Raw genomic sequence first — 24,176 nt, 5'->3', positions numbered from 1 at the left:
TTTTCGCCGGAGAAAAACTTCTGAAAAAGAAGTTGACTCTGAAGGAGGAAAGCGTAATATACGCCACCTCGCAACAGACGGTTAACCCGCTGGTTGCACTGCTCTTTAACAATTTATCAGACAATCTGTGTGGGCACTCGCAGGATTGATATCCGCGTCTCCGGACGCAAAAAATATCAAGTCTTAAGAGTGAACACGTAGTGAAATTCATTACGACGTTTTCCTTGAGCATCGCTGCACTGGTTGCAGCAAATCAAACTTTAAATTGAAGAGTTTGATCATGGCTCAGATTGAACGCTGGCGGCAGGCCTAACACATGCAAGTCGGACGGTAGCACAGAGGAGCTTGCTCCTCGGGTGACGAGTGGCGGACGGGTGAGTAATGTCTGGGAAACTGCCCGATGGAGGGGGATAACTACTGGAAACGGTAGCTAATACCGCATAACGTCGCAAGACCAAAGTGGGGGACCTTCGGGCCTCACACCATCGGATGTGCCCAGATGGGATTAGCTTGTAGGCGGGGTAACGGCCCACCTAGGCGACGATCCCTAGCTGGTCTGAGAGGATGACCAGCCACACTGGAACTGAGACACGGTCCAGACTCCTACGGGAGGCAGCAGTGGGGAATATTGCACAATGGGCGCAAGCCTGATGCAGCCATGCCGCGTGTATGAAGAAGGCCTTCGGGTTGTAAAGTACTTTCAGCGGGGAGGAAGGTGCTGAGGTTAATAACCTCAGCAATTGACGTTACCCGCAGAAGAAGCACCGGCTAACTCCGTGCCAGCAGCCGCGGTAATACGGAGGGTGCAAGCGTTAATCGGAATTACTGGGCGTAAAGCGCACGCAGGCGGTCTGTTAAGTCAGATGTGAAATCCCCGGGCTTAACCTGGGAACTGCATTTGAAACTGGCAGGCTTGAGTCTCGTAGAGGGGGGTAGAATTCCAGGTGTAGCGGTGAAATGCGTAGAGATCTGGAGGAATACCGGTGGCGAAGGCGGCCCCCTGGACGAAGACTGACGCTCAGGTGCGAAAGCGTGGGGAGCAAACAGGATTAGATACCCTGGTAGTCCACGCCGTAAACGATGTCGACTTGGAGGTTGTTCCCTTGAGGAGTGGCTTCCGGAGCTAACGCGTTAAGTCGACCGCCTGGGGAGTACGGCCGCAAGGTTAAAACTCAAATGAATTGACGGGGGCCCGCACAAGCGGTGGAGCATGTGGTTTAATTCGATGCAACGCGAAGAACCTTACCTACTCTTGACATCCAGCGAACTTTCCAGAGATGGATTGGTGCCTTCGGGAACGCTGAGACAGGTGCTGCATGGCTGTCGTCAGCTCGTGTTGTGAAATGTTGGGTTAAGTCCCGCAACGAGCGCAACCCTTATCCTTTGTTGCCAGCGATTCGGTCGGGAACTCAAAGGAGACTGCCGGTGATAAACCGGAGGAAGGTGGGGATGACGTCAAGTCATCATGGCCCTTACGAGTAGGGCTACACACGTGCTACAATGGCGCATACAAAGAGAAGCGACCTCGCGAGAGCAAGCGGACCTCATAAAGTGCGTCGTAGTCCGGATCGGAGTCTGCAACTCGACTCCGTGAAGTCGGAATCGCTAGTAATCGTGGATCAGAATGCCACGGTGAATACGTTCCCGGGCCTTGTACACACCGCCCGTCACACCATGGGAGTGGGTTGCAAAAGAAGTAGGTAGCTTAACCTCCGGGAGGGCGCTTACCACTTTGTGATTCATGACTGGGGTGAAGTCGTAACAAGGTAACCGTAGGGGAACCTGCGGTTGGATCACCTCCTTACCTGAAGATACCTTCGTGCGAAGTGCTCACACAGATTGTCTGATAGAAAGCTGAAGAAGCAAGACGGCTGCGAAGCCGAGACACACGTACGTGTCCCCTTCGTCTAGCGGTTAGGACTCCGCCCTTTCACGGCGGCAACAGGGGTTCGAATCCCCTAGGGGACGCCACTTGCTTGGTGACAGGTGAAAGGTGTCTCCACGAAGTATCTCAAAACTGGCCTCAGGGTCACGTTTGAGATATTTGCTCTTTAACAATCCGGAACAAGCTGAAAATTTGAAACGACGCACGTCGTGTTCCTCCGTAATAAGGAACACAGCACGATGCGTTCGGGTCTCTCAAAAGCTTACAGCTTACAAGCAACTGTTATGCAGTAGCGCGCGAGCAGTAAAGAAAGCAAGGCGCGTCGGCGCACAGCCAGCGGAGCGTACTGAAGTACGTGAGCATGGCGAGCACCGCGCAACGATGCATTCTTTACGCGCAGCCGTTACGGTAAACAGATAAACGCCTGTGGGTTGTGAGGTTAAGCGACCAAGCGTACACGGTGGATGCCCTGGCAGTCAGAGGCGATGAAGGGCGTGCTAATCTGCGATAAGCGCCGGTAAGGTGATATGAACCGCTACAACCGGCGATACCCGAATGGGGAAACCCAGTGTGATTCGTCACACTATCATGCAGTGAATACATAGCGGCATGAGGCGAACCGGGGGAACTGAAACATCTAAGTACCCCGAGGAAAAGAAATCAACCGAGATTCCCCCAGTAGCGGCGAGCGAACGGGGAGGAGCCCAGAACCTGCATCAGCTTGTGCATCAGTGGAAGCGTCTGGAAAGTCGCAGGGTACAGGGTGATACTCCCGTACACAAAGGTGCACAGGCTGTGAGTTCGATGAGTAAGGCGGGACACGTGGTATCCTGTCTGAATATGGGGGGACCATCCTCCAAGGCTAAATACTCCTGACTGACCGATAGTGAACCAGTACCGTGAGGGAAAGGCGAAAAGAACCCCGGCGAGGGGAGTGAAACAGAACCTGAAACCGTGTACGTACAAGCAGTGGGAGCACCTTCGTGGTGTGACTGCGTACCTTTTGTATAATGGGTCAGCGACTTATATTCTGTAGCAAGGTTAACCGTATAGGGGAGCCGCAGGGAAACCGAGTCTTAACTGGGCGTTAAGTTGCAGGGTATAGACCCGAAACCCGGTGATCTAGCCATGGGCAGGTTGAAGGTTGGGTAACACTAACTGGAGGACCGAACCGACTAATGTTGAAAAATTAGCGGATGACCTGTGGCTGGGGGTGAAAGGCCAATCAAACCGGGAGATAGCTGGTTCTCCCCGAAAGCTATTTAGGTAGCGCCTCGTGAACTCATCTCCGGGGGTAGAGCACTGTTTCGGCTAGGGGGCCATCCCGGCTTACCAACCCGATGCAAACTGCGAATACCGGAGAATGTTATCACGGGAGACACACGGCGGGTGCTAACGTCCGTCGTGAAGAGGGAAACAACCCAGACCGCCAGCTAAGGTCCCAAAGTCATGGTTAAGTGGGAAACGATGTGGGAAGGCACAGACAGCCAGGATGTTGGCTTAGAAGCAGCCATCATTTAAAGAAAGCGTAATAGCTCACTGGTCGAGTCGGCCTGCGCGGAAGATGTAACGGGGCTAAACCATGCACCGAAGCTGCGGCAGCGACGCGCAAGCGTTGCTGGGTAGGGGAGCGTTCTGTAAGCCGCTGAAGGTGTGCTGTGAGGCATGCTGGAGGTATCAGAAGTGCGAATGCTGACATAAGTAACGATAAACAAGGTGAAAAACCTTGTCGCCGGAAGACCAAGGGTTCCTGTTCAACGTTAATCGGAGCAGGGTGAGTCGACCCCTAAGGCGAGGCCGAAAGGCGTAGTCGATGGGAAACAGGTTAATATTCCTGTACTTGGTGTTACTGCGAAGGGGGGACGGAGAAGGCTATATCGGCCGGGCGACGGTTGTCCCGGTTTAAGCGTGTAGGTGTGTGCGCCAGGCAAATCCGGTGCACTTTACACTGAGGCGTGACGACGAGGCACTACGGTGCTGAAGTGATAAATGCCCTGCTTCCAGGAAAAGCCTCTAAGCATCAGGTAACACGAAATCGTACCCCAAACCGACACAGGTGGTCAGGTAGAGAATACCCAGGCGCTTGAGAGAACTCGGGTGAAGGAACTAGGCAAAATGGTGCCGTAACTTCGGGAGAAGGCACGCTGGCGCGTAGGTGAGGGGACTTGCTCCCGGAGCCGAGGCCAGTCGAAGATACCAGCTGGCTGCAACTGTTTATTAAAAACACAGCACTGTGCAAACACGAAAGTGGACGTATACGGTGTGACGCCTGCCCGGTGCCGGAAGGTTAATTGATGGGGTTATCCGTAAGGAGAAGCTCTTGATCGAAGCCCCGGTAAACGGCGGCCGTAACTATAACGGTCCTAAGGTAGCGAAATTCCTTGTCGGGTAAGTTCCGACCTGCACGAATGGCGTAATGATGGCCAGGCTGTCTCCACCCGAGACTCAGTGAAATTGAAATCGCTGTGAAGATGCAGTGTACCCGCGGCAAGACGGAAAGACCCCGTGAACCTTTACTACAGCTTGACACTGAACACTGAGCCTTGATGTGTAGGATAGGTGGGAGGCTTTGAAGCGTGGACGCCAGTCTGCGTGGAGCCGTCCTTGAAATACCACCCTTTAATGTTTGGTGTTCTAACGTGGGCCCGTGATCCGGGCTGCGGACAGTGTCTGGTGGGTAGTTTGACTGGGGCGGTCTCCTCCCAAAGCGTAACGGAGGAGCACGAAGGTTGGCTAATCCTGGTCGGACATCAGGAGGTTAGTGCAATGGCATAAGCCAGCTTGACTGCGAGAGTGACGGCTCGAGCAGGTGCGAAAGCAGGTCATAGTGATCCGGTGGTTCTGAATGGAAGGGCCATCGCTCAACGGATAAAAGGTACTCCGGGGATAACAGGCTGATACCGCCCAAGAGTTCATATCGACGGCGGTGTTTGGCACCTCGATGTCGGCTCATCACATCCTGGGGCTGAAGTAGGTCCCAAGGGTACGGCTGTTCGCCGTTTAAAGTGGTACGCGAGCTGGGTTTAGAACGTCGTGAGACAGTTCGGTCCCTATCTGCCGTGGGCGCTGGAGAATTGAGGGGGGTTGCTCCTAGTACGAGAGGACCGGAGTGAACGCACCGCTGGTGTCCGGGTTGTCACGCCAGTGGCACTGCCCGGTAGCTAAGTGCGGAAAAGATAAGTGCTGAAAGCATCTAAGCACGAAACTTGCCCCGAGATGAGTTCTCCCTGAGACTTTAAGTCTCCTGAAGGGACGTTGAAGACGACGACGTTGATAGGCCGGGTGTGTAAGCGCAGCGATGCGTTGAGCTTACCGGTACTAATGACCCGTGAGGCTTAACCTTACAACGCCAGAGGCGTTTTGGGTTGAGAGACAGAAGAATTTTCAGCCTTGTTTACCGGATAACGCCGTGCGGCCCGAGGGGGCGGTGCGGCAGACAGAATCTGCCTGGCGGCTTTAGCGCGGTGGTCCCACCTGACCCCATGCCGAACTCAGAAGTGAAACGCCGTAGCGCCGATGGTAGTGTGGGGTCTCCCCATGCGAGAGTAGGGAACTGCCAGGCATCAATAAAGTAAAAAAGCCCCGTACGGAAGTACGGGGCTTTTTTACGTCCGCCGTCCGGAGAGAGCGGGGCCTGCCGGACCTCTGCGGGCTTCAGGGCAGAGCTCTGTTGCTGCCTGCCGGTCTCCTCCCTGGTCCTGCCCTGACCGTTTACCTTGCCTCTGCATGTATGCGGGACCGTCATGACGTTTATCTTCCGACGCCGCCCTCGTACAACCCCATACGACGTCTCAGCCGATACCTGTCAGAGATAACGCGCCCTGTATCTCGTTCCCTTAACTGGCCTTTTCCAGCCATGTCATGATAAACGCAGCAACCTCTCCGGGCTGGTTGATATCCACAGTGGGCACATCCGGCTTCCGCGAAAGGTCGTCAGTGACAACCGCCACGACATGCTCATCCAGCAGATCGACCAACTCCCCTTTAACACCCGATCGCCAAAGCACCATTTTGGGCACGGGCTCATCTTTGAAGCCTTCTACTAGCACCAAATCCAGTTGCGTACTATCCATTCGTGAGGCTAACGTCCTCAGACTAACGGGCTGCTCTGGCGTTTCACACATCATCGCCCAGCGCCGATCGCTGGCGACAATAACCTGATCGGCACCGGCTTTTCGCAGCCGATAGCTGTCCTTACCTGGCGTATCAACATCCATCTGATGATGCGTATGTTTGATCAGTCCTGCTCGTATTCCCTGCGCTTTCAACAGCGGTATAACCTGCTCAAGCAGCGTGGTTTTACCGGTTCCGCTCCAGGCGACAATCGCTAATAACGGGACGGGCATGATGATTTCTCCCGATTAACCAGATCGTCAGGCGTATTAATATTGCGGAAAGCTGATTCCGCATCACTGAACAGTACGGGATGCCCACCCTGTTCACGCATAAATTGCATAAGCCTGCGTTCACCACGTAACAGGCCCGCTTCAAGATCGCCGATCAGCGCCCGATTCATCAGCGCCAGAGTCGGATGATCACGTTCGGATGACTGCACCCAGACAACAGGTGCGCTGTTACGCTGCTGCCAAAGACGCGCAACAAAATCGCCGGGAATATCAGGTGTATCGCACGCGCAAAACGCAACCCACTCAGTAGGACTGTTTCGCAAACCGCTCAGCATACCTGCCAGTGGTCCGGGATAGTCCTGCATGGTGTCAGCCACGACCTGACAACCACTTATCTGATAACGATCAATGTTACGGTTGGCGCTTATTAACACAATGTCTACCTGCGGCTTTAACCGCTGAAGAACATGCTGATAAAGTGGTTTACCTTGCAGCATTATTAACCCTTTATCCTGTCCTCCCATACGGCGACCTTGTCCACCTGCAAGGATTACCCCGGTAATGGCTGTCATTTTCGTCTCCTGACTCAAATCTGGACGATACTCACATTGCGGCAGCGGACCACCTGCATAAAGGAATTATCATGAAAACGCATCGGCTGAGTGAACTGCTCGAACTCCTGCAACCTGCCTGGGAAAAAGAACCTGATCTTAACCTGCTGGCATTTTTACAAAAACTGGCTCAGGCGTCCGGTTTCGTTGGCCCATTAAGTGAATTAAGCGATGACATATTGATTTATCATCTAAAAATGCGTGATTCTGCCAGCCATGATCAGATTCCCGGACTGAAAAAAGATTATGAAGTTGATTTTAAAACGGCGCTGCTACGTGCACGTGGAGTCATTAAAAATGATGAGTAGTGTTATCCTTAGCCGTTCACAGTAAAGATAAGCACAGGGATAACCATGAGTGATGCCGCCTTTAATTTTCAAACGCTCAATCCAGATGTCCTGCTTGATGCGCTTTGGGAAACAGGTATTCGGGTAGACTCCGGTCTTACGGCCCTGAACAGCTACGAAAACCGCGTTTATCAGTTTAGCGATGATAACAGGCAGCGCTATGTGGCCAAGTTTTACCGACCACAGCGTTGGTCAGCTGAGCAGATTACTGAGGAGCATCAGTTCTCTCACGATTTACTCGGCGATGAAGTGCCCATTGCTGCGCCCCTGGTTCTTAAGGGTAATACGTTGCAACAGCATGCGGGTTTTTACTTTGCGGTTTTCCCCAGCCTCGGGGGCCGACAATATGAAACCGATAACGACGATCAGATGGAATGGGTTGGGCGCTTCTTGGGCCGCATGCATCAAACTGGCCGAAAAAATCTGTTCCGGCACCGCCCCTCAATGGGGCTTGATGAATATCTGGATCAGCCCCGGGATGTGCTGGCAAACGCTGAACTTGTGCCCGCGTCGCTGCGCAGTGCACTGTCAGAGGCCGTTGATAAGCTGGGTATGACACTCCGTCAATGCTGGCACGACAACTGGCAGCCGTTACGATTACATGGTGATTGCCACCCAGGCAATATCCTGTGGCGGGACGGCCCCCTGTTTGTCGATCTCGACGATGCCCGCAATGGCCCGGCCGTTCAGGATCTGTGGATGTTGATCAGCGGCGATAAGCAGGAGCAGCGGATCCAGTGGGATATTCTGCTGGAAGCCTATAGTGAATTCAGTGATTTCGATATTAACGAATTGTCACTGATTGAACCTTTACGTGCGATGCGCATGATTTATTATCTGGCCTGGGTTGTTCGCCGCTGGCAGGACCCCGCCTTTCCGCGCGCGTTTCCCTGGATGACCGATGAGGATTTTTGGCGCAGGCAAATTTTGCAGTTTATCGAGCAGGAAAAGGTGTTGCGGGAACCCCCGTTGCAGCTGACCCCGCAATTTTAATGACAAGTCAGGAGAGTTTTCCCCAATGAAGAAAATATTTTTTGCACTGATGGGTTTGGTGCTGGCCTTCAGCGCATCTGCTGCACAATTCTCTGAAGGTAAACAATATGTCAGCCTGCCTAAGCCGGTTGCCGGTGAACCGCAGGTCATGGAGTTTTTCTCTTTTTTCTGTCCTCACTGCTACCAGTTTGAAGAAATCTATCATGTCAGTGATGCGGTGAAAAAGAACCTGCCAGCGGATACCAAAATGGTTAAATACCATGTTGATTTCCTGGGCGGCGAGCTGGGGCCGGTTGTCACGCACGCATGGGCTGTGGCCATGGCGCTGGGGGTTGAAGATAAAGTCACGGCACCTATTTTCGACGGTATTCAGAAAACCCAGACCATTACCGATCCCGCCAGTCTGAAAGACGTTTTCATCAAAGCCGCAGGCATTACCTCTGAGCAATATGATTCGGCCTGGAACAGCTTTGCAGTAAAAGCGCTGGTTGCCCAGCAGCAAAAAGCGGCCGCTGATGTGGATCTGCGCGGTGTTCCCGCTATCTTTATTAACGGCAAATACATGGTTAATAATGGTGGACTGGATACGAGCTCAATGGAAAACTTCGTGGCGGATTATGCCAACGTTGTTAAATTCCTGGTCGAAAAGAAATAAGCGTTTTTTGCTATCATCTTCCGCAAAACGCCAGCATTCGCTGGCGTTTTCTTTTGCCATCACTCACCTTATCTCTGCTGGACTGGAGAAGCACAGTTTTTCTATCCACACAAGCAGACATGCCGTCAAAAATCACGATCACATCACGGTTTTGTTTTAAGTTACTAATTTTAAACAAGTATAATTGCTGGCTGGGATCGCTATGATATAAATAAATGATTGATATGATTTTTACGCACAAAGTTATCCACAGGAAGATCGTTACGATCCAAAAGGCTGCAGCACCAAAAAAACAACTTCCCGTTTGTCTTGATTAACCCTTTTCGCCAAGGTGTGGCATCCTTATAGACCAATCCATGGCAACGAAGAATACACAGACATATGGCGCAAATAGCAGAAAACCCCCTGATTTTGGTTGATGGCTCATCCTATCTTTATCGCGCGTACCACGCTTTCCCGCCGCTGACGAACAGTGCAGGAGAGCCTACCGGTGCTATGTATGGCGTGCTGAACATGCTTAAAAGCCTGTTGGTTCAATACAGCCCTACACATGTTGCTGTGGTGTTTGATGCTAAAGGCAAAACCTTCAGGGATGAGCTGTTTGAACATTACAAATCTCATCGCCCGCCCATGCCCGACGATCTGCGGTCACAGATTGAGCCGTTACACGAAATGGTGCGTGCGATGGGATTGCCTCTGCTGGCCGTCAGCGGTGTCGAAGCGGATGATGTGATTGGTACGCTGGCGCTAGAAGCCGAAAAAAAGGGTTACTCTGTCCTTATCAGTACGGGCGACAAAGATATGGCGCAGCTGGTGACGCCAGCGATAACGTTAATCAATACGATGACTAACACCATTCTTGGGCCGGAAGAAGTTGAGCAAAAGTATGGTGTGCCACCCACCTTGATCATCGATTTTCTGGCGATGATGGGCGACAGCTCAGATAACATTCCAGGCGTACCAGGCGTGGGTGAAAAAACGGCTCAGGCCCTGCTACAGGGACTGGGAGGGATGCAGTCGATCTACGATAATCTCGATAAAGTTGCCGATCTTTCATTCCGTGGTGCCAAAACTATGGCCACAAAGCTGGAACAAAACCGCGAGGTGGCGTTTCTCTCCTATCAACTTGCGACCATTAAAACGGATGTAGCGCTGGATCAGCCTTGTGAGGCGCTCACCGTCGGTGAACCGGATATTCAGGCCTTGCAGGCGCTGTTTAGCCGTTACGAGTTCAGGCGCTGGTTGACCGACCTGCAAGAGGGAAAATGGCTGCAGGGTAAGAAAAGCAACCGACAGGCCCAACAGGTTCTTGTCGATGAGCCTGTAAAGGCGGAAGCCACAAGCGTCTTGTCTGCCGAGGGTTATGTCACCATCCTGGATCAGCAAACGCTGGACAACTGGGTTGAGAAGCTGAAAAAAAGCGACGTTTTCGCGTTTGACCTTGAAACCGATGCGCTGGACACGTTAACAGCCAACATTGTGGGTCTCAGTTTCGCCATCGCGCCAGGCGAAGCGGCTTATCTTCCTGTCGCGCATGATTATCTTGATGCGCCCGAGCAGCTTGATCGCGATGCGGTGCTCGCACAGCTCAAACCGCTGCTGGAAGATCCTGATGTCAGCAAAGTGGGGCAAAACCTCAAGTACGATCGCGGTGTCCTTAAGAACTACGATATTGAGTTAGCAGGCATTAAATATGACACCATGCTTGAGTCGTACATCCTGAACAGCGTGGTGGGCAAACATGATATGGACAGCCTGTCGGCACGCTGGTTGAATCATAAAACGGTCACCTTCGAAGAGATCGCCGGTAAGGGTAAAAATCAGCTTACGTTTAATCAGATTGCCCTTGAGCAGGCTGCGCATTATGCGGCAGAAGATGCTGACGTCACGTTGCAGTTGCACCTGAAGATGTGGCCTGAGCTTGAGAAAGAAGCCGGCCCGAAAAAGGTGTTCGAACAGATCGAGATGCCGTTGCTCAGGGTCATTTCGCGCATTGAGCGTAATGGTGTGTTGATCGATCAGGCCATCTTAGCGCAGCACTCAAAAGAGCTGACAGCGCGCCTGGCTGAACTGGAACGTGAAGCGCATGAACTGGCGGGCGAGCCGTTTAATCTCTCTTCCACGAAGCAGCTGCAGGTCATCCTGTTTGAAAAGCAGGGCATCAAGCCCACCAAGAAAACGCCGGGTGGTGCGCCGTCGACCAGCGAAGAAGTGCTGGCAGAGCTGGCGCTGGACTATCCATTACCGAAAGTCATTCTGGAGCACCGTGGGCTGTCAAAACTGAAGTCCACGTACACCGATAAGCTGCCGTTGATGATCAATCCTGTAACCGGTCGCGTGCATACGTCTTACCATCAGGCCGTCACCGCGACCGGACGTTTATCGTCTACCGATCCTAATCTGCAAAACATCCCGGTGCGGAATGACGAAGGACGGCGCATTCGCCAGGCTTTCGTAGCAGGCAAGGGCAACCGCATCGTCGCGGCGGACTACTCGCAGATTGAACTGCGTATCATGGCCCATCTGTCGCAGGATAAAGGCCTGCTGGACGCGTTCTCGCAGGGAGAAGATATCCACCGGGCTACCGCAGCGGAAGTGTTTGGCGTACCGCTCAGTAAGGTGACGGGTGAACAACGTCGCAGCGCGAAGGCCATCAATTTTGGTCTCATCTACGGTATGAGTGCATTTGGCTTATCCCGCCAGCTGAATATCGGTGCAGGTGAGGCGAAGAAATATATGGATCTGTACTTCGAGCGCTATCCAGGCGTCCTGCGCTACATGGAAAATACGCGTCAGCTCGCCGCGAGTAACGGTTATGTCGAAACGCTGGACGGGCGTCGCCTGTGGTTGCCTGACATCAAGTCCAGCAATGCGATACGACGTAAAGCGGCAGAACGCGCCGCAATCAATGCCCCCATGCAAGGAACGGCGGCCGATATCATTAAACGCGCGATGATCGCGGTTGATAACTGGTTACAGGAACAGCGAAGCGACGCAGTGAAGATGATTATGCAGGTGCACGATGAACTGGTGTTCGAAATCAAAGAGGAGGCCGTTGAAGCGGCCAGTAAGCAGATTCGTACGCTAATGGAAGGCAGTATGGCGCTGGATGTGCCCTTACTGGTTGAAGTTGGGGTAGGGGATAACTGGGAGCAGGCACACTAAGTAAGCAACCGGCGCTGACGTGATGCGTTAGCGCCCGGTGAGAAACGTGGCCCGTTCAACCATTCAGGTTTTCTCAGCATCATGAAGGAATGACTGACTCTGCCTCCACCATTTTTTTGATAATTTAACTACATGTCATCTTCATTTTTGTGACGAGCATAGTAAAAAAAGTGGCGGAAAATGAATGGGAGTAACAAAAAAACCTTTGTTGCTCACAAAAAATCAGGTAAAGTTCGAGGCGTAGGGTACAGAGGTAAGATGTTCTATCTTTCAGACCTTTTACTTCACGTAATCGGATTTGGCTGAATTTAGCCGCCCCAGTCATTCTGTGACTGGGGCGTTTTTTATTGGGCTTTTTGCCCGGCCTTACGCGTCACTGTCCTGATCGTCCACTGCGGGTTCCAGTTCACTAAACCAGCTATTCAGCTTGTGGCGCACTTTATCAACGCCAATCTTTTTCAGCGATGAGAACACCTCCACCTGCACATCTCCCATGAAAGCCAGCGAGGCTTCCTTCACCATATTAAGCTGGGCCTTACGTGCGCCAGATGCGAGCTTGTCGGCTTTCGTCAGCAGCAGCAAAACAGGAATACCGCTGTCAACGGCCCACTGAATCATTTGCTGATCCAAATCTTTAAGAGGGTGACGAATATCCATCAGTACCACCAGGCCTTTTAATGCCTGGCGTTTTTGCAGATATTCTCCCAGTGCCCGCTGCCACTTGAGTTTCATCTCTTCCGGTACTTCGGCATAGCCATAACCGGGTAGATCGACGAGGCGCTTACCTTCGGCCACCTCAAACAGGTTAATCAACTGCGTACGACCGGGCGTTTTACTGGTACGCGCCAGGCTTTTTTGGTTGGTTAACGTGTTTAAAGCGCTGGATTTCCCCGCATTAGAACGGCCAGCGAACGCCACTTCAATGCCGGTATCAGAAGGTAAATGGCGGATATCAGGCGCGCTAAGGATGAAGCGGGTGACATGGTAATTCAGTTCAGACAAGGTAGTACTCCAGAAACGCATTAGGGCAATGGCGCTGATTATACGCATTATGGCGGGAAAGTGCTCAATACCATTGTTCAGGGCTCGCTGTAAGACATTTGCCATAAATCTTGCAAGTTATGTCGCTTTTTAATTAAAAAATTAAAAAAATAAATGATTAAAATTCAGTGCATTATACTAAAGTACAGGTTTTTCGCTCAAACACCATACAAGTATTACTTGAGCCTTTTACCAATTGGTCTACATTATTCAGCAGTGCAGGACAGCATTCATCAGGATGATGCGCTCAGGAACGTTGGGATAACGAAGAGCGACAGGAAAGGAAATGGTCAGGGATTGCGGACCAGAAAAGGAAAAGGATGAGCTCCGGAGTTGAGCAGGCGCAGGATTAACCGGGATGTTGTGAGCCGAAACGGATTTGAAACATGATTCCTTCTGCCGAAGGTATGAAATAAGGCGACAGCTTGAGCTGTCGCCTTTTTTCTTTGTCTGGTTTCTGCTAGATTTCGCCGCAATTCTATACTGAATAAAAAACACCGGAACCCAAGATTATGAAGCAACCTGCAAGCGCGGCGAAGGGCAAGCCTGTCGCCAAAGCAAAACGTAAATCGCGTGAAGAGATCAATAACGAAGCGCGCGATCGTAAACGCGATAAAAAGCATCGTGGCCATGCGTCAGGCAGCCGTGCTAACCCGCAAGCGCAGAGCAGCAACGGTAAGCAAGCGGCCCCGGCAAAAGATCCGCGTATCGGCAGTAAAAAGCCGGTGTCGTTAATCGTTGACGACAACGCTGCACCCGCAAAAACCAAAAAAGTGACGGCAAAACCGGCGAAGCAGAAAGTGGTGCTGACACCGGAAGAAGAGCTGGCGCAGTTAGAGAACAGCGAGCGTCTTGATGCGCTACTGGACCGCCTTGAGAAAGGCGAAACGCTGTCATCTGAGGATCAGGGCTGGCTTGATGTCACGCTGGATCGCATTGATGAACTGATGGAACAGCTCGGCATCGCGATGGACGAGGAAGACGATCCGGAGGCGGAAGAAGATATGTACCGCCTGCTTAAAGGGAATTAAGCCGTCTTTGATCGGCATGCGTAAATGCGCATGCCTGGATTAACAGGTAAACGACAATGTTTTGGCCTGGATCAATTTTCGTGCTTTTGATGACATGTTATCTCCTGTGGTTATTGTTTAAACTACAACGACTGTCGCGTCTGAAGCAGCGTTTACGGCGGGTTTCCTCCCGCACTCCTCTCTTTCCTTCTGCATCGCGGCCTTTCCCACAGCGAGGTAAACGGAAGGAGTCAGCATGTCAGCGACACAAATCGACTGGGACCAGGCATTAATTGAAAAATACAATGCGGCGGGTCCGCGCTATACCTCTTATCCCACCGCGCTAGCGTTCAGCGAGACCTTTACAGACGCTGATTTTCACCGTGCCACTGAACGTTATCCGCAACGCGCGCTGTCGCTCTATGTTCATATCCCGTTCTGTCATCGCCTGTGCTATTTCTGTGGCTGCAATAAGGTTGTCACGCGTCACTTACATAAAGCCGACCGCTATCTGAACGCGCTGGAACGGGAGATTGTCGCCCGCGCGCCACTGTTTCGTGATCGTCGCGTCACTCAACTGCACTGGGGCGGCGGCACGCCAACATTTTTGAATAAGCAGCAGGTTAGCCGGCTGGTGGCGCTGCTGAAACAGCATTTCACCTTCGAGGATGACGCGGAGATGTCGATCGAGGTCGATCCGCGTGAAATTGAACTGGAGATGATCGATCATCTCCGGACGTGCGGTTTTAATCGCCTGAGCATGGGCGTACAGGACTTTAACAAGGCGGTGCAGGAACGAGTTAATCGGGTGCAGGATGAGGACGTGATTTTTGCCCTGATGGCACGGGCACGTGAGCAGGGGTTTCGTTCAACCAGCATCGACCTGATTTACGGTCTGCCGCTGCAAACGCCGGAAAGCTTTGCTTTTACACTGCAGCGGGTTATCGCGCTGGATCCCGATCGGCTGAGCGTTTTTAACTATGCGCATCTTCCGTCACTCTTTGCCGCACAGCGAAAAATTAAAGAAAATGAACTGCCCTCGGCGCAACAGAAGCTGGCCATCCTGCAGCAGAGCATTACAACGCTGACCCGGCATGGCTACCAGTTCATCGGTATGGACCACTTTGCTAAACCGCAGGACGAGCTGGCGGTGGCTCAGCGCGAGGGGAACCTGCACCGCAATTTTCAGGGTTATACCACCCAGGGCGACTGCGATTTACTCGGTCTGGGCGTCTCCGCCATTAGCATGATCGGCGACCGCTACGCGCAAAACCAGAAAAGCCTGAATGACTGGTACAGCCAGGTTGAAAAACAGGGCCATGCCTTGTGGCGGGGATTCACGCTCAGTCAGGACGATTGCCTGCGCCGCGATGTGATCAAAACGCTTATCTGCAACTTTGCGCTCGATTTCAGCGCGACAGAAACGCAGTGGAATATCACCTTCGACAGCTATTTTGCCGAAGAGCTGGCGCGGTTAAAACCGCTGATTGCGGATGGGCTGGTGGTGCAAAACGCGACAGGCCTGAAAGTGACAGGAACAGGACGACTGCTGATTCGCCATATTTGTATGTGTTTTGATGCTTATCTGCGACAAAAGACGCAAACACAGCCCTATTCGCGTGTGATTTAACCGCCGGAACAGCACAGGCTGTTCCGGCGGAATCGCTTATTCCATGCCCAGCTCTTTCAGCTTACGCGTCAGCGTATTCCTTCCCCAACCCAGCAAACGCGCGGCTTCCTGTTTGTGACCCTGCGTGTGGCGCAGTGCAGTCGTCAGAAGCGTGCGTTCCATTTCCGGCTGTGCTTCTGACAGCAGGTTTTGATGACCGGAACGCAAGGCACGATCGGCCCATTGTGCCAGCAGGGTTGCCCAGCTGTCGGGAAGCGACTGCGTGGGGCTTTCCGGCGTACTGGATTCGAATAGCTCCGGTGGTAAATCCTGAATCAGCACTTCCTGACCGGCGGCCATCACCGTTAACCAACGGCAGGTATTCTCCAGCTGACGCACGTTACCCGACCAGTGCAAACGGGTCAGCGCGGTCTCGGTCTCCGCATGCAGGATCTTGGCTTCCACACCAAGCTCGCGTGCGGCCACCTGCAGGAAATAACGGGCCAGACGGGGGATATCTTCACGACGCTCACGCAGCGGCGGCAAATGCACGCGGATGACATTCAGGCGGTGAAACAAGTCTTCACGGAACTTGCCTTCCTGTACCCGCAGTTCAAGGTTCTGGTGCGTAGCGGCAATGATGCGCACGTCCACTTTGACCGGTGCATAGCCACCGACGCGGTAAAACTGCCCGTCTGCCAGTACGCGCAGCAGGCGCGTCTGAACATCCAGCGGCATATCACCAATTTCATCTAAAAACAGCGTCCCGCCGTCGGCCTGTTCAAAACGTCCCTGACGAATCTGATTCGCACCGGTAAAGGCCCCTTTTTCATGGCCAAACAGTTCCGACTCAATTAAATCCTTAGGGATCGCCGCCATGTTGAGGGCAATAAACGGCGCTTTACTGCGAGGACTGTGGCGGTGCAGTGCGTGCGCTACCAACTCTTTACCTGTACCCGATTCCCCGTTGATCAGCACGCTAATCGACGAACGGGAGAGACGGCCGATAATACGGAACACGTCCTGCATGGCGGGCGCTTCACCGATAATATCGGTGGTGGGGCCGCTTACCGGTTGATTACGTGGCTGCTGTTGCTCCTGATAGTGACTGATGGCACGTTCAACCAGCGCGACCGCTTCGTCGATATCGAACGGTTTGGGCAGGTAATCGAACGCGCCTTGCTGATAGGCGCTTACCGCGGCATCCAGGTCGGAATGCGCTGTCATGATGATAACCGGAAGCATGGGATGGCGCTGTTTGATTTGTTTTAGCAGAGCCAGCCCGTCCATACCCGGCATACGGATATCAGACAATAAAACGTCCGGGGTTTTTGTTGCGAGTGCATTGAGCACGTCGTTCGCGCTGTCAAAAGTGGCACAGCTTAAACCGGCTCCAGTGAGCGCGCGTTCAAGCACCCAGCGGATGGAGCTATCGTCATCGACGATCCAGACTATCCCTCGTTGCATAGAAACCTCACTGGCGAATAGGCAGGTAAACCGAAAACTCGGTATGACCCGGCCAACTGTTGAACTCAATTTTTCCCGAATGCTGATCAATCAGGCTACGGGCAATAGAAAGGCCTAAGCCGGTACCGCCTTCCCGTCCGCTTACCATTGGATAGAACAGCGTATCCTGTAGCTGGGCTGGAATACCGGGGCCGTCATCTTCGATATCAATGCGGGCAACCAGACGATAACGTGTGCCATGCAGTGTTAACTGGAAGGCTGTACGGGTTCGAATCACGATTGTGCCGCCGTCTTCGCCTAACGCCTGCAGCGCATTGCGCACGACGTTCAGCAATACCTGCTCAATCTGATCGGGATCGTGCGGTAATTCCGGCAGGCTGGGATCGTAATCGCGAACCAGCGATACATTTTCTGGCAACTCCATCGAAACCAGGTTAACGACACGTTCCGCTACCTGATGAATACTCTGGGTAATATGCATACCGGGCTGTTGCGGCCCCAGTAAGCGATCGACCAGATTTCGCAGGCGATCTGCCTGTTCAATAATGACTTTGGTATATTCATTCAGGGCAGGGTCCGGCAGGGCGCGTGACAAAAGCTGCGCCGCGCCGCGCAATCCACCTAGCGGATTTTTAATCTCATGGGCCAGCCCGCGGACCAGATCGCGTGCGGCCACCTGCTGAGCATGCTGCAGCTGTTCCTGACTCAGGCGACGCTGATTATCCATCGGTGCCATTTCCAGCAGAATCAACCCATCAGGCAGGCGCTGTGCCGTGAGCGACATAATGTGCGCCCGGCCATCCACGACCAGAGTAACTTCGCTGTCAGTAAAGCCCTGGCCCGCCTCAAGACTCTCGCGCATGACCTCGACATTCAGCGAAAAGTAGCCGGTTAATTCAGGTAACGGCGTGCCGAACAATTTACGTGAGCTTTGCGCCAGTAATTGCTGTGCCGCCGGGTTGGCATAATGGATCGCCAAATCGGTATCCACCAACAAAATACTGTTGATTAAGGTATTGAGAATCTGCCCGGCGTCGGGCAGGGAGGCAGTTGCCATACAGCGTTCCTCTGCACTAATTTAGTGCATTGTAGTCTTTAAGCCGGAATTAAAGCGAATGAACGATGAATTCGCGGAGAAAAAAGCCCATCCGAAGATGGGCTAAAGTTTCCACGGCAACAAAAAAACGTTTCAGGTTAAGCGTGCCGCAATTGCAATCTTTCAATGCGGCACCCATTTTGCTGACTCTGAAATTAGACGCTGTAGTACAGTTCGAACTCAACCGGATGTGGCGTCATGCGCACACGGTCGTTCTCTGATTTACGCAGCTCGATGTAAGCATCGATCGCGTCGTCAGTGAAGACGCCGCCACGGGTCAGGAACTCGCGGTCTTCGTTCAGTGCATTCAGCGCTTCTTCCAGTGAACCTGCAACTTTTGGAATCTCAGCTTCTTCTTCCGGTGGCAGGTCATACAGGTTTTTATCCATCGCATCACCAGGATGGATTTTGTTGATGATGCCATCCAGGCCAGCCATCAGCAGTGCAGTAAACGCCAGGTACGGGTTAGCCGCTGGGTCCGGGAAGCGCGCTTCAATACGACGTGCTTTCGGGCTGGCAACAACCGGGATACGGATTGATGCAGAACGGTTACGGGCAGAGTAAGCCAGCATAACCGGTGCTTCATAACCCGGAACCAGACGCTTGTAAGAGTTGGTGGTTGGGTTGGCCAGGGCGTTGATTGCTTTTGCGTGCTTGATGATACCGCCGATGTAGAACAGCGCGGTTTCAGACAGGCCGCCGTATTTGTCACCAGAGAACAGGTTTTGTCCGCCTTTAGACAGAGACATGTGGCAGTGCATACCTGAACCGTTGTCACCAAACATTGGCTTCGGCATAAAGGTTGCCGTTTTGCCGTAAGCATGCGCCACGTTGTGCACAACATATTTGTAGATCTGAATTTCGTCAGCTTTTTTGGTCATGGTATTGAAGCGGGTTGCCACTTCGTTCTGACCCGCTGTCGCAACTTCGTGGTGATGAGCTTCAACAACCAGACCCATTTGCTCCATTGTCAGACACATAGCAGAACGGATGTCCTGTGATGAATCGACCGGTGGAACCGGGAAGTAGCCGCCTTTCAGACCTGGACGGTGACCTTTGTTACCGCCTTCGTATTCTTTGCCGGTGTTCCAGGCCGCTTCGATATCATCGATAGCGACGTGTGAACCAGAGGTTGACGAACCAAAACGGATATCGTCGAACAGGAAGAATTCTGGCTCGGGTCCAAACAGAACGGTATCAGCGATGCCTGAAGAACGCAGATAGTCTTCAGCGCGCTTTGCGATAGAGCGTGGATCGCGGTCATAGCCTTGCATGGTGCCAGGCTCAAGGATGTCACAGCGAATGATCAGTGTTGAATCTTCAAAGAACGGATCCATAACTGCCGTGGTTGCATCCGGCATCAGTACCATGTCTGATTCGTTAATGCCTTTCCAGCCGCCGATGGAAGAGCCATCGAACATTTTGCCTTCTTCGAAGAAGTCAGCGTTAACCTGGTGAGCCGGAATAGTAACGTGCTGTTCTTTACCTTTGGTATCGGTAAAACGCAGGTCAACAAACTTAACTTCGTGCTCGTTCATCATCGAGAGAACGTGTTCAGCGGACATACTCAACTCTCCTGGAAATGGTCATTGTCTACATGGTGAGAACCGGGTGAGGAAATGTGCGACATGTGTCAGCCATACCTCAGTCTGATCCCGACCAGCTCTGCAACCGTTGTCTTACGTCGTTTTCATCTGGATAATACAAAGCGAATTCTGTGCCAACTTTATTTCTTTGCACAAAATCGCGCTGTCATGCACCTTTTTGTCATAAAAGACGTGCACCATGATAGTTGCACTGCACTTTTTATGTGCATTGGCGTTGAAAATGAGCACCATTGTGGTGCAAAACATCATTGCAGTGCAATTTTTGCACGGCTATTAGTGCGATTTTGCGACAATGCAATAAACTTTCAGTGAAAAGTGTGATCGTGTTCAGTCTCCCGCTTAATCCGTGTACAATACCGCGTTATTTCTAATGCCTGAGGCAAAAAAGCTGTGATCGAAAATTTGCGTAACATCGCCATCATCGCGCACGTTGACCATGGAAAGACCACCCTGGTTGATAAACTGCTGCAACAGTCTGGTACTTTTGATGCCCGTACTGAAGCCACCGAGCGCGTGATGGACTCCAATGATTTGGAGAAAGAGCGTGGGATTACCATCCTCGCAAAAAATACCGCCATTAAATGGAACGACTACCGTATCAACATCGTTGATACCCCAGGACACGCCGACTTCGGTGGTGAAGTTGAACGCGTAATGTCTATGGTGGATTCGGTACTGTTGGTTGTAGATGCGATGGATGGCCCTATGCCGCAAACCCGCTTCGTTACCAAAAAAGCGTTCGCGCATGGTTTGAAGCCGATTGTGGTTATCAACAAAGTTGACCGCCCTGGCGCACGTCCTGACTGGGTTGTTGATCAGGTGTTTGACCTGTTCGTTAACCTGGATGCAACGGACGAGCAGCTCGATTTCCCTATCATTTTCGCCTCTGCGCTGAATGGTATTGCCGGTCTGGATCACACCGACATGGCTGACGATATGACCCCGCTGTATCAGGCAATCGTTGACCACGTTTCACCTCCACAGGTTGAAGTCGAAGCGCCGCTGCAGATGCAAATCTCTCAGCTGGACTACAACAACTATCTGGGCGTGATCGGTATCGGCCGCATCAAGCGCGGTAAAGTGAAGCCTAACCAGCAAGTCACCATCGTAGACAGCGAAGGCAAAACCCGTAACGGTAAAGTGGGTAAAGTGCTGACTCACCTGGGGCTGGAGCGTATTGACAGCGACCTGGCAGAAGCGGGCGACATCATTGCGATCACCGGTCTGGGTGAACTGAACATTTCTGACACCATTTGCGATCCGCAGAATGTGCAGGCGCTGCCAGCCCTGAGCGTGGATGAGCCAACGGTAACCATGTTCTTCAACGTCAACACCTCACCGTTCTGCGGTAAAGAAGGTAAGTACGTGACCTCACGTCAGATCCTTGAGCGTCTGAACAAAGAACTGGTTCACAACGTGGCACTGCGTGTGGAAGAGACCGAAGATGCTGACGCGTTCCGCGTATCGGGCCGTGGTGAGCTGCATCTGTCTGTACTGATCGAGAACATGCGTCGTGAAGGTTTCGAACTGGCGGTATCCCGTCCGAAAGTTATCTTCCGCGAATTCGAAGGCCGTAAACAAGAGCCATTCGAGAACGTGACGCTGGATATCGAAGAAACGCATCAGGGTTCCGTTATGCAGGCCATGGGCGAGCGTAAAGGCGACCTGAAAAATATGGATCCAGATGGCAAAGGCCGCGTACGTCTTGACTACGTCATCCCAAGCCGTGGTCTGATCGGTTTCCGTAACGAATTTATGACCATGACATCAGGTACGGGTCTGCTGTACTCCACCTTCAGCCACTACGACGATATTCGTCCGGGCGAAGTGGGTCAGCGTCAGAACGGCGTTCTGATCTCTAACGGCCAGGGTAAAGCGGTAGCGTTCGCCCTGTTCGGTCTGCAGGATCGCGGTAAGCTGTTCCTGGGCCATGGCGCGGAAGTTTATGAAGGCCAGATCATCGGTATTCACAGCCGTTCTAACGACCTGACCGTGAACTGCCTGACCGGTAAGAAACTGACTAACATGCGTGCTTCCGGTACTGACGAAGCCACCACACTGGTTCCACCGCAGAAAATGACGCTGGAACAGGCAATCGAGTTCATTGATGATGACGAACTGGTCGAAGTTACGCCTCTGTCAGTGCGTATCCGTAAACGTCACCTGACTGAGAACGACCGTAAGCGTGCTTCACGCGGCGGTAAAGACGCCTAATCGCGTAATAATAACGCCCCGTTTTAACGGGGCTTTTTTTGTCCGGGGTTTTTACCAGTTCAGTTAAATCCAGTCTAAACCAGCCTGTAACTTCTTCTTTGTCCCCTTCCCACTTTGTCCTGTCGTACCTTAATTTAAAGTGTGTAATTTTCTCGTCCGGGCCGCCTGTTCAGGCCGCACTTTTACCGCTAGAGTGAATGATCCAGGGAACCAAAGGAGGCACCATGCTGTATATCTTTGATTTGGGCAATGTGATTATCGATATCGACTTTAACCGCGTGTTGGGCGTCTGGAGTGACCTCAGCCGCGTACCGCTGGCATCGCTTCAAAGTCATTTTCAAATGGATGCGGCTTTTGAGCAGCATGAGCGCGGTGAAATCAGCGATGAAGCCTTTGCAGAAGCCTTATGTGAAAAACTGGAGATTGCGCTGAGCTATGAACAGTTTGCTGCGGGCTGGCAGGCTATCTTTGTGGGGGTGCGTCCGGATACGCTGGCGCTGATGAATCAGCTACGCCAGGCGGGACATCGGGTGGTGATATTGTCGAATACCAATGCACTGCATTGCACCTTCTGGCCGACCCAGTATCCTGATGTGCAGCAGGCGGCTGACAAGATTTATCTGTCCCAGGAACTGGGCATGCGTAAACCTGAAGCCCGCATTTATCAGCACGTACTGGATGCGGAAGGATTCAGTGCCGATCAGGCCGTCTTCTTCGACGACAATGCCGCCAATATTGAAGGTGCGCGCGCATTAGGCATTACCAGCGTGCTGGTGACCGACAGTAAAACCGTGCCCGACTGGTTCGCGGGTCAGCCTTAAGCCATGAAGTTACATCGTTTTCGCCCCAGGTTTCATGCCTTCTGGCTGTGGCTTAAGCTGCTCTGGAAGCGCATTGATAATGATGCCATGACGACACAGGCGGGCAACCTGGCCTTTGTGTCGCTACTGGCGCTGGTGCCGCTGATCGCCGTAGTTTTTGCGCTGTTTGCCGCGTTTCCTGTGTTTTCTGATATCAGCGTCCAGCTTAAAAACTTTATTTTTGCCAACTTTATGCCTGCTGCGGGGAACACGTTGCAGCGTTACCTTGAGCAGTTTGTGGCTAACGTGCACCGCATGACCGCCGTGGGCGCCGTGGGGCTGATTGTCACGGCGCTGCTGTTGATGCATTCTGTCGATTCGGCTCTGAATGCTATCTGGCGCAGTCATAAAAAGCGCCCGCTGGTCTATTCCTTTGCCGTCTACTGGATGATATTGACGCTTGGGCCGTTGCTGGCTGGTGCCAGTTTAGCCATCAGCTCTTACCTGCTGTCGCTGAAATGGATAAACGTGACGGGGGTGACCAGCCTGGTCGATCAGACGCTGCGTTTCTTTCCCTTGCTTCTGTCGTGGCTGTCATTTTGGTTGCTGTACAGTATTGTCCCGACGCAGCGGGTGCCTTCTCGCGATGCGCTGACGGGGGCGCTGGTCGCCGGGTTACTGTTTGAACTGGGGAAAAAGGGGTTTGCGCTGTATGTTACGATGTTCCCGACGTATCAGTTAATCTATGGCGTGCTGGCGGTGATCCCCATTCTTTTCCTGTGGGTGTACTGGACCTGGTGCATCGTTTTGCTCGGTGCCGAAATTACGGTTACCTTAGATGACTATCGCCAGTTCAAACGGCAGGAAAGAGAAAAAGAACGAGAGGACGGATGATTGCTTTAATTCAACGCGTTCAGCGTGCCAGCGTCAGCATTGAGCATGCGGTCGTGGGTGAGATCGGGCAGGGATTATTAATTCTGTTAGGCGTTGAAAAAGGTGATGACGAAAAGCGCGCTGAACGACTGGCGGAGCGCGTACTGGGCTACCGTATTTTTAGCGATGAACAGGGCAAAATGAACCTGAACGTCAAACAGGCTGGCGGAAGCGTGCTGGTGGTATCACAGTTCACCCTGGCTGCCGATACGCAAAAGGGCATGCGGCCCTCTTTTTCCGGTGGCGCCGCGCCGCAGGAAGCGGAGCGGTTATATGAGTATTTCAGCGCGTGTTGTCGCCGTCATGATGTCACGACCGCCAATGGCCGTTTTGCTGCCGATATGCAGGTTGCTCTGGTCAACGACGGTCCGGTGACGTTCTGGTTACAGGTATGACG

16 protein-coding genes, 1 tRNA gene and 3 rRNA genes are annotated in these 24,176 nt (G+C 52.6%); 14 read left to right on the top strand and 6 right to left on the bottom strand.

The window, feature by feature from the left end:
- Nucleotides 1–262 precede the first annotated feature (262 nt).
- The 4 genes from C1N64_RS02870 to rrf all read left to right on the top strand — a co-directional run bounded on the left by C1N64_RS02870 (nucleotide 263) and on the right by rrf (nucleotide 5,447).
- A 16S ribosomal RNA gene (locus C1N64_RS02870) occupies nucleotides 263–1,804 on the top strand.
- A gap of 92 nt (nucleotides 1,805–1,896) precedes the next feature.
- Nucleotides 1,897–1,971 (top strand) — tRNA-Glu (locus tag C1N64_RS02865).
- Between the two features lie 351 nt (nucleotides 1,972–2,322).
- A 23S ribosomal RNA gene (locus C1N64_RS02860) occupies nucleotides 2,323–5,228 on the top strand.
- Between the two features lie 103 nt (nucleotides 5,229–5,331).
- Nucleotides 5,332–5,447 (top strand): 5S ribosomal RNA (gene rrf / locus C1N64_RS02855).
- The 16S, 23S and 5S rRNA genes sit together here with 1 tRNA gene alongside, the layout of an rRNA operon.
- Before the next feature lie 274 nt (nucleotides 5,448–5,721).
- Here rrf and mobB read toward each other — a convergent pair.
- On the bottom strand, nucleotides 5,722–6,231 hold the full coding sequence (mobB, locus tag C1N64_RS02850; protein WP_205952450.1) for a molybdopterin-guanine dinucleotide biosynthesis protein MobB: 510 nt from the start codon (nucleotides 6,229–6,231) through the stop codon (nucleotides 5,722–5,724).
- On the bottom strand, nucleotides 6,213–6,803 hold the full coding sequence (gene mobA / locus C1N64_RS02845) for a molybdenum cofactor guanylyltransferase MobA (RefSeq protein WP_033738021.1): 591 nt from the start codon (nucleotides 6,801–6,803) through the stop codon (nucleotides 6,213–6,215). Before mobA ends, mobB begins: the two co-directional genes overlap by 19 nt.
- A gap of 71 nt (nucleotides 6,804–6,874) precedes the next feature.
- Here mobA and C1N64_RS02840 point away from each other — a divergent pair, with 71 nt between their 5' ends.
- From C1N64_RS02840 to polA, 4 genes are all read left to right on the top strand, one after another.
- Nucleotides 6,875–7,150, top strand: a complete 276-nt coding sequence (locus tag C1N64_RS02840) for a YihD family protein (RefSeq protein ID WP_006121318.1) — start codon at nucleotides 6,875–6,877, stop codon at nucleotides 7,148–7,150.
- Between the two features lie 45 nt (nucleotides 7,151–7,195).
- A complete protein-coding gene (locus C1N64_RS02835) occupies nucleotides 7,196–8,182 on the top strand; it encodes a serine/threonine protein kinase (RefSeq protein WP_006121320.1) in 987 nt (328 codons plus the stop codon).
- Nucleotides 8,183–8,207: 25 nt separating this feature from the next.
- Entirely contained in the window at nucleotides 8,208–8,837 is a 630-nt protein-coding gene (gene dsbA, locus C1N64_RS02830) for a thiol:disulfide interchange protein DsbA (RefSeq protein ID WP_006121321.1), read from the top strand.
- A 381-nt stretch (nucleotides 8,838–9,218) separates the two neighbouring features.
- Entirely contained in the window at nucleotides 9,219–12,002 is a 2,784-nt protein-coding gene (polA, locus tag C1N64_RS02825; RefSeq protein ID WP_375094240.1) for a DNA polymerase I, read from the top strand.
- A 366-nt stretch (nucleotides 12,003–12,368) separates the two neighbouring features.
- On the opposite strand, the gene yihA is transcribed toward polA, so the two are convergent.
- Entirely contained in the window at nucleotides 12,369–13,004 is a 636-nt protein-coding gene (gene yihA / locus C1N64_RS02820) for a ribosome biogenesis GTP-binding protein YihA/YsxC (protein ID WP_006121326.1), read from the bottom strand.
- A gap of 551 nt (nucleotides 13,005–13,555) precedes the next feature.
- Here yihA and yihI point away from each other — a divergent pair.
- Both yihI and hemN read left to right on the top strand, forming a co-directional pair.
- On the top strand, nucleotides 13,556–14,074 hold the full coding sequence (gene yihI, locus C1N64_RS02815; RefSeq protein ID WP_039342410.1) for a Der GTPase-activating protein YihI: 519 nt from the start codon (nucleotides 13,556–13,558) through the stop codon (nucleotides 14,072–14,074).
- 235 nt (nucleotides 14,075–14,309) lie between these two features.
- Complete coding sequence (gene hemN, locus C1N64_RS02810) at nucleotides 14,310–15,683, top strand: oxygen-independent coproporphyrinogen III oxidase (protein WP_172912713.1); 1,374 nt, start codon at nucleotides 14,310–14,312, stop codon at nucleotides 15,681–15,683.
- Nucleotides 15,684–15,719: 36 nt separating this feature from the next.
- Here hemN and glnG read toward each other — a convergent pair whose 3' ends face one another.
- The 3 genes from glnG to glnA form a co-directional block, all read right to left on the bottom strand.
- Nucleotides 15,720–17,129: a nitrogen regulation protein NR(I) gene (glnG, locus tag C1N64_RS02805; protein ID WP_006121329.1), complete on the bottom strand. Its 1,410-nt coding sequence runs from the start codon at nucleotides 17,127–17,129 to the stop codon at nucleotides 15,720–15,722.
- Nucleotides 17,130–17,136: 7 nt separating this feature from the next.
- On the bottom strand, nucleotides 17,137–18,186 hold the full coding sequence (gene glnL / locus C1N64_RS02800; RefSeq protein WP_033738029.1) for a nitrogen regulation protein NR(II): 1,050 nt from the start codon (nucleotides 18,184–18,186) through the stop codon (nucleotides 17,137–17,139).
- A gap of 194 nt (nucleotides 18,187–18,380) precedes the next feature.
- Nucleotides 18,381–19,790, bottom strand: a complete 1,410-nt coding sequence (glnA, locus tag C1N64_RS02795) for a glutamate--ammonia ligase (RefSeq protein WP_006121331.1) — start codon at nucleotides 19,788–19,790, stop codon at nucleotides 18,381–18,383.
- Nucleotides 19,791–20,222: 432 nt separating this feature from the next.
- Here glnA and typA point away from each other — a divergent pair, with 432 nt between their 5' ends.
- The 4 genes from typA to dtd all read left to right on the top strand — a co-directional run bounded on the left by typA (nucleotide 20,223) and on the right by dtd (nucleotide 24,174).
- Nucleotides 20,223–22,046 (top strand): ribosome-dependent GTPase TypA, encoded by a 1,824-nt coding sequence (gene typA, locus C1N64_RS02790; protein ID WP_006121332.1) that lies wholly within the window; start codon nucleotides 20,223–20,225, stop codon nucleotides 22,044–22,046.
- A 224-nt stretch (nucleotides 22,047–22,270) separates the two neighbouring features.
- A complete protein-coding gene (gene yihX / locus C1N64_RS02785; RefSeq protein WP_006121333.1) occupies nucleotides 22,271–22,867 on the top strand; it encodes a glucose-1-phosphatase in 597 nt (198 codons plus the stop codon).
- 3 nt (nucleotides 22,868–22,870) lie between these two features.
- Entirely contained in the window at nucleotides 22,871–23,740 is an 870-nt protein-coding gene (locus tag C1N64_RS02780) for a virulence factor BrkB family protein (RefSeq protein ID WP_033738033.1), read from the top strand.
- On the top strand, nucleotides 23,737–24,174 hold the full coding sequence (gene dtd, locus C1N64_RS02775) for a D-aminoacyl-tRNA deacylase (protein ID WP_172912712.1): 438 nt from the start codon (nucleotides 23,737–23,739) through the stop codon (nucleotides 24,172–24,174). Before C1N64_RS02780 ends, dtd begins: the two co-directional genes overlap by 4 nt.
- Nucleotides 24,175–24,176 lie beyond the last annotated feature (2 nt).

This window comes from Pantoea sp. SGAir0215, assembly GCF_043543215.1.
The sequence above is the reverse complement of the archived record's forward strand: the minus strand, read 5'-3'. Positions and strand labels throughout refer to the sequence as shown.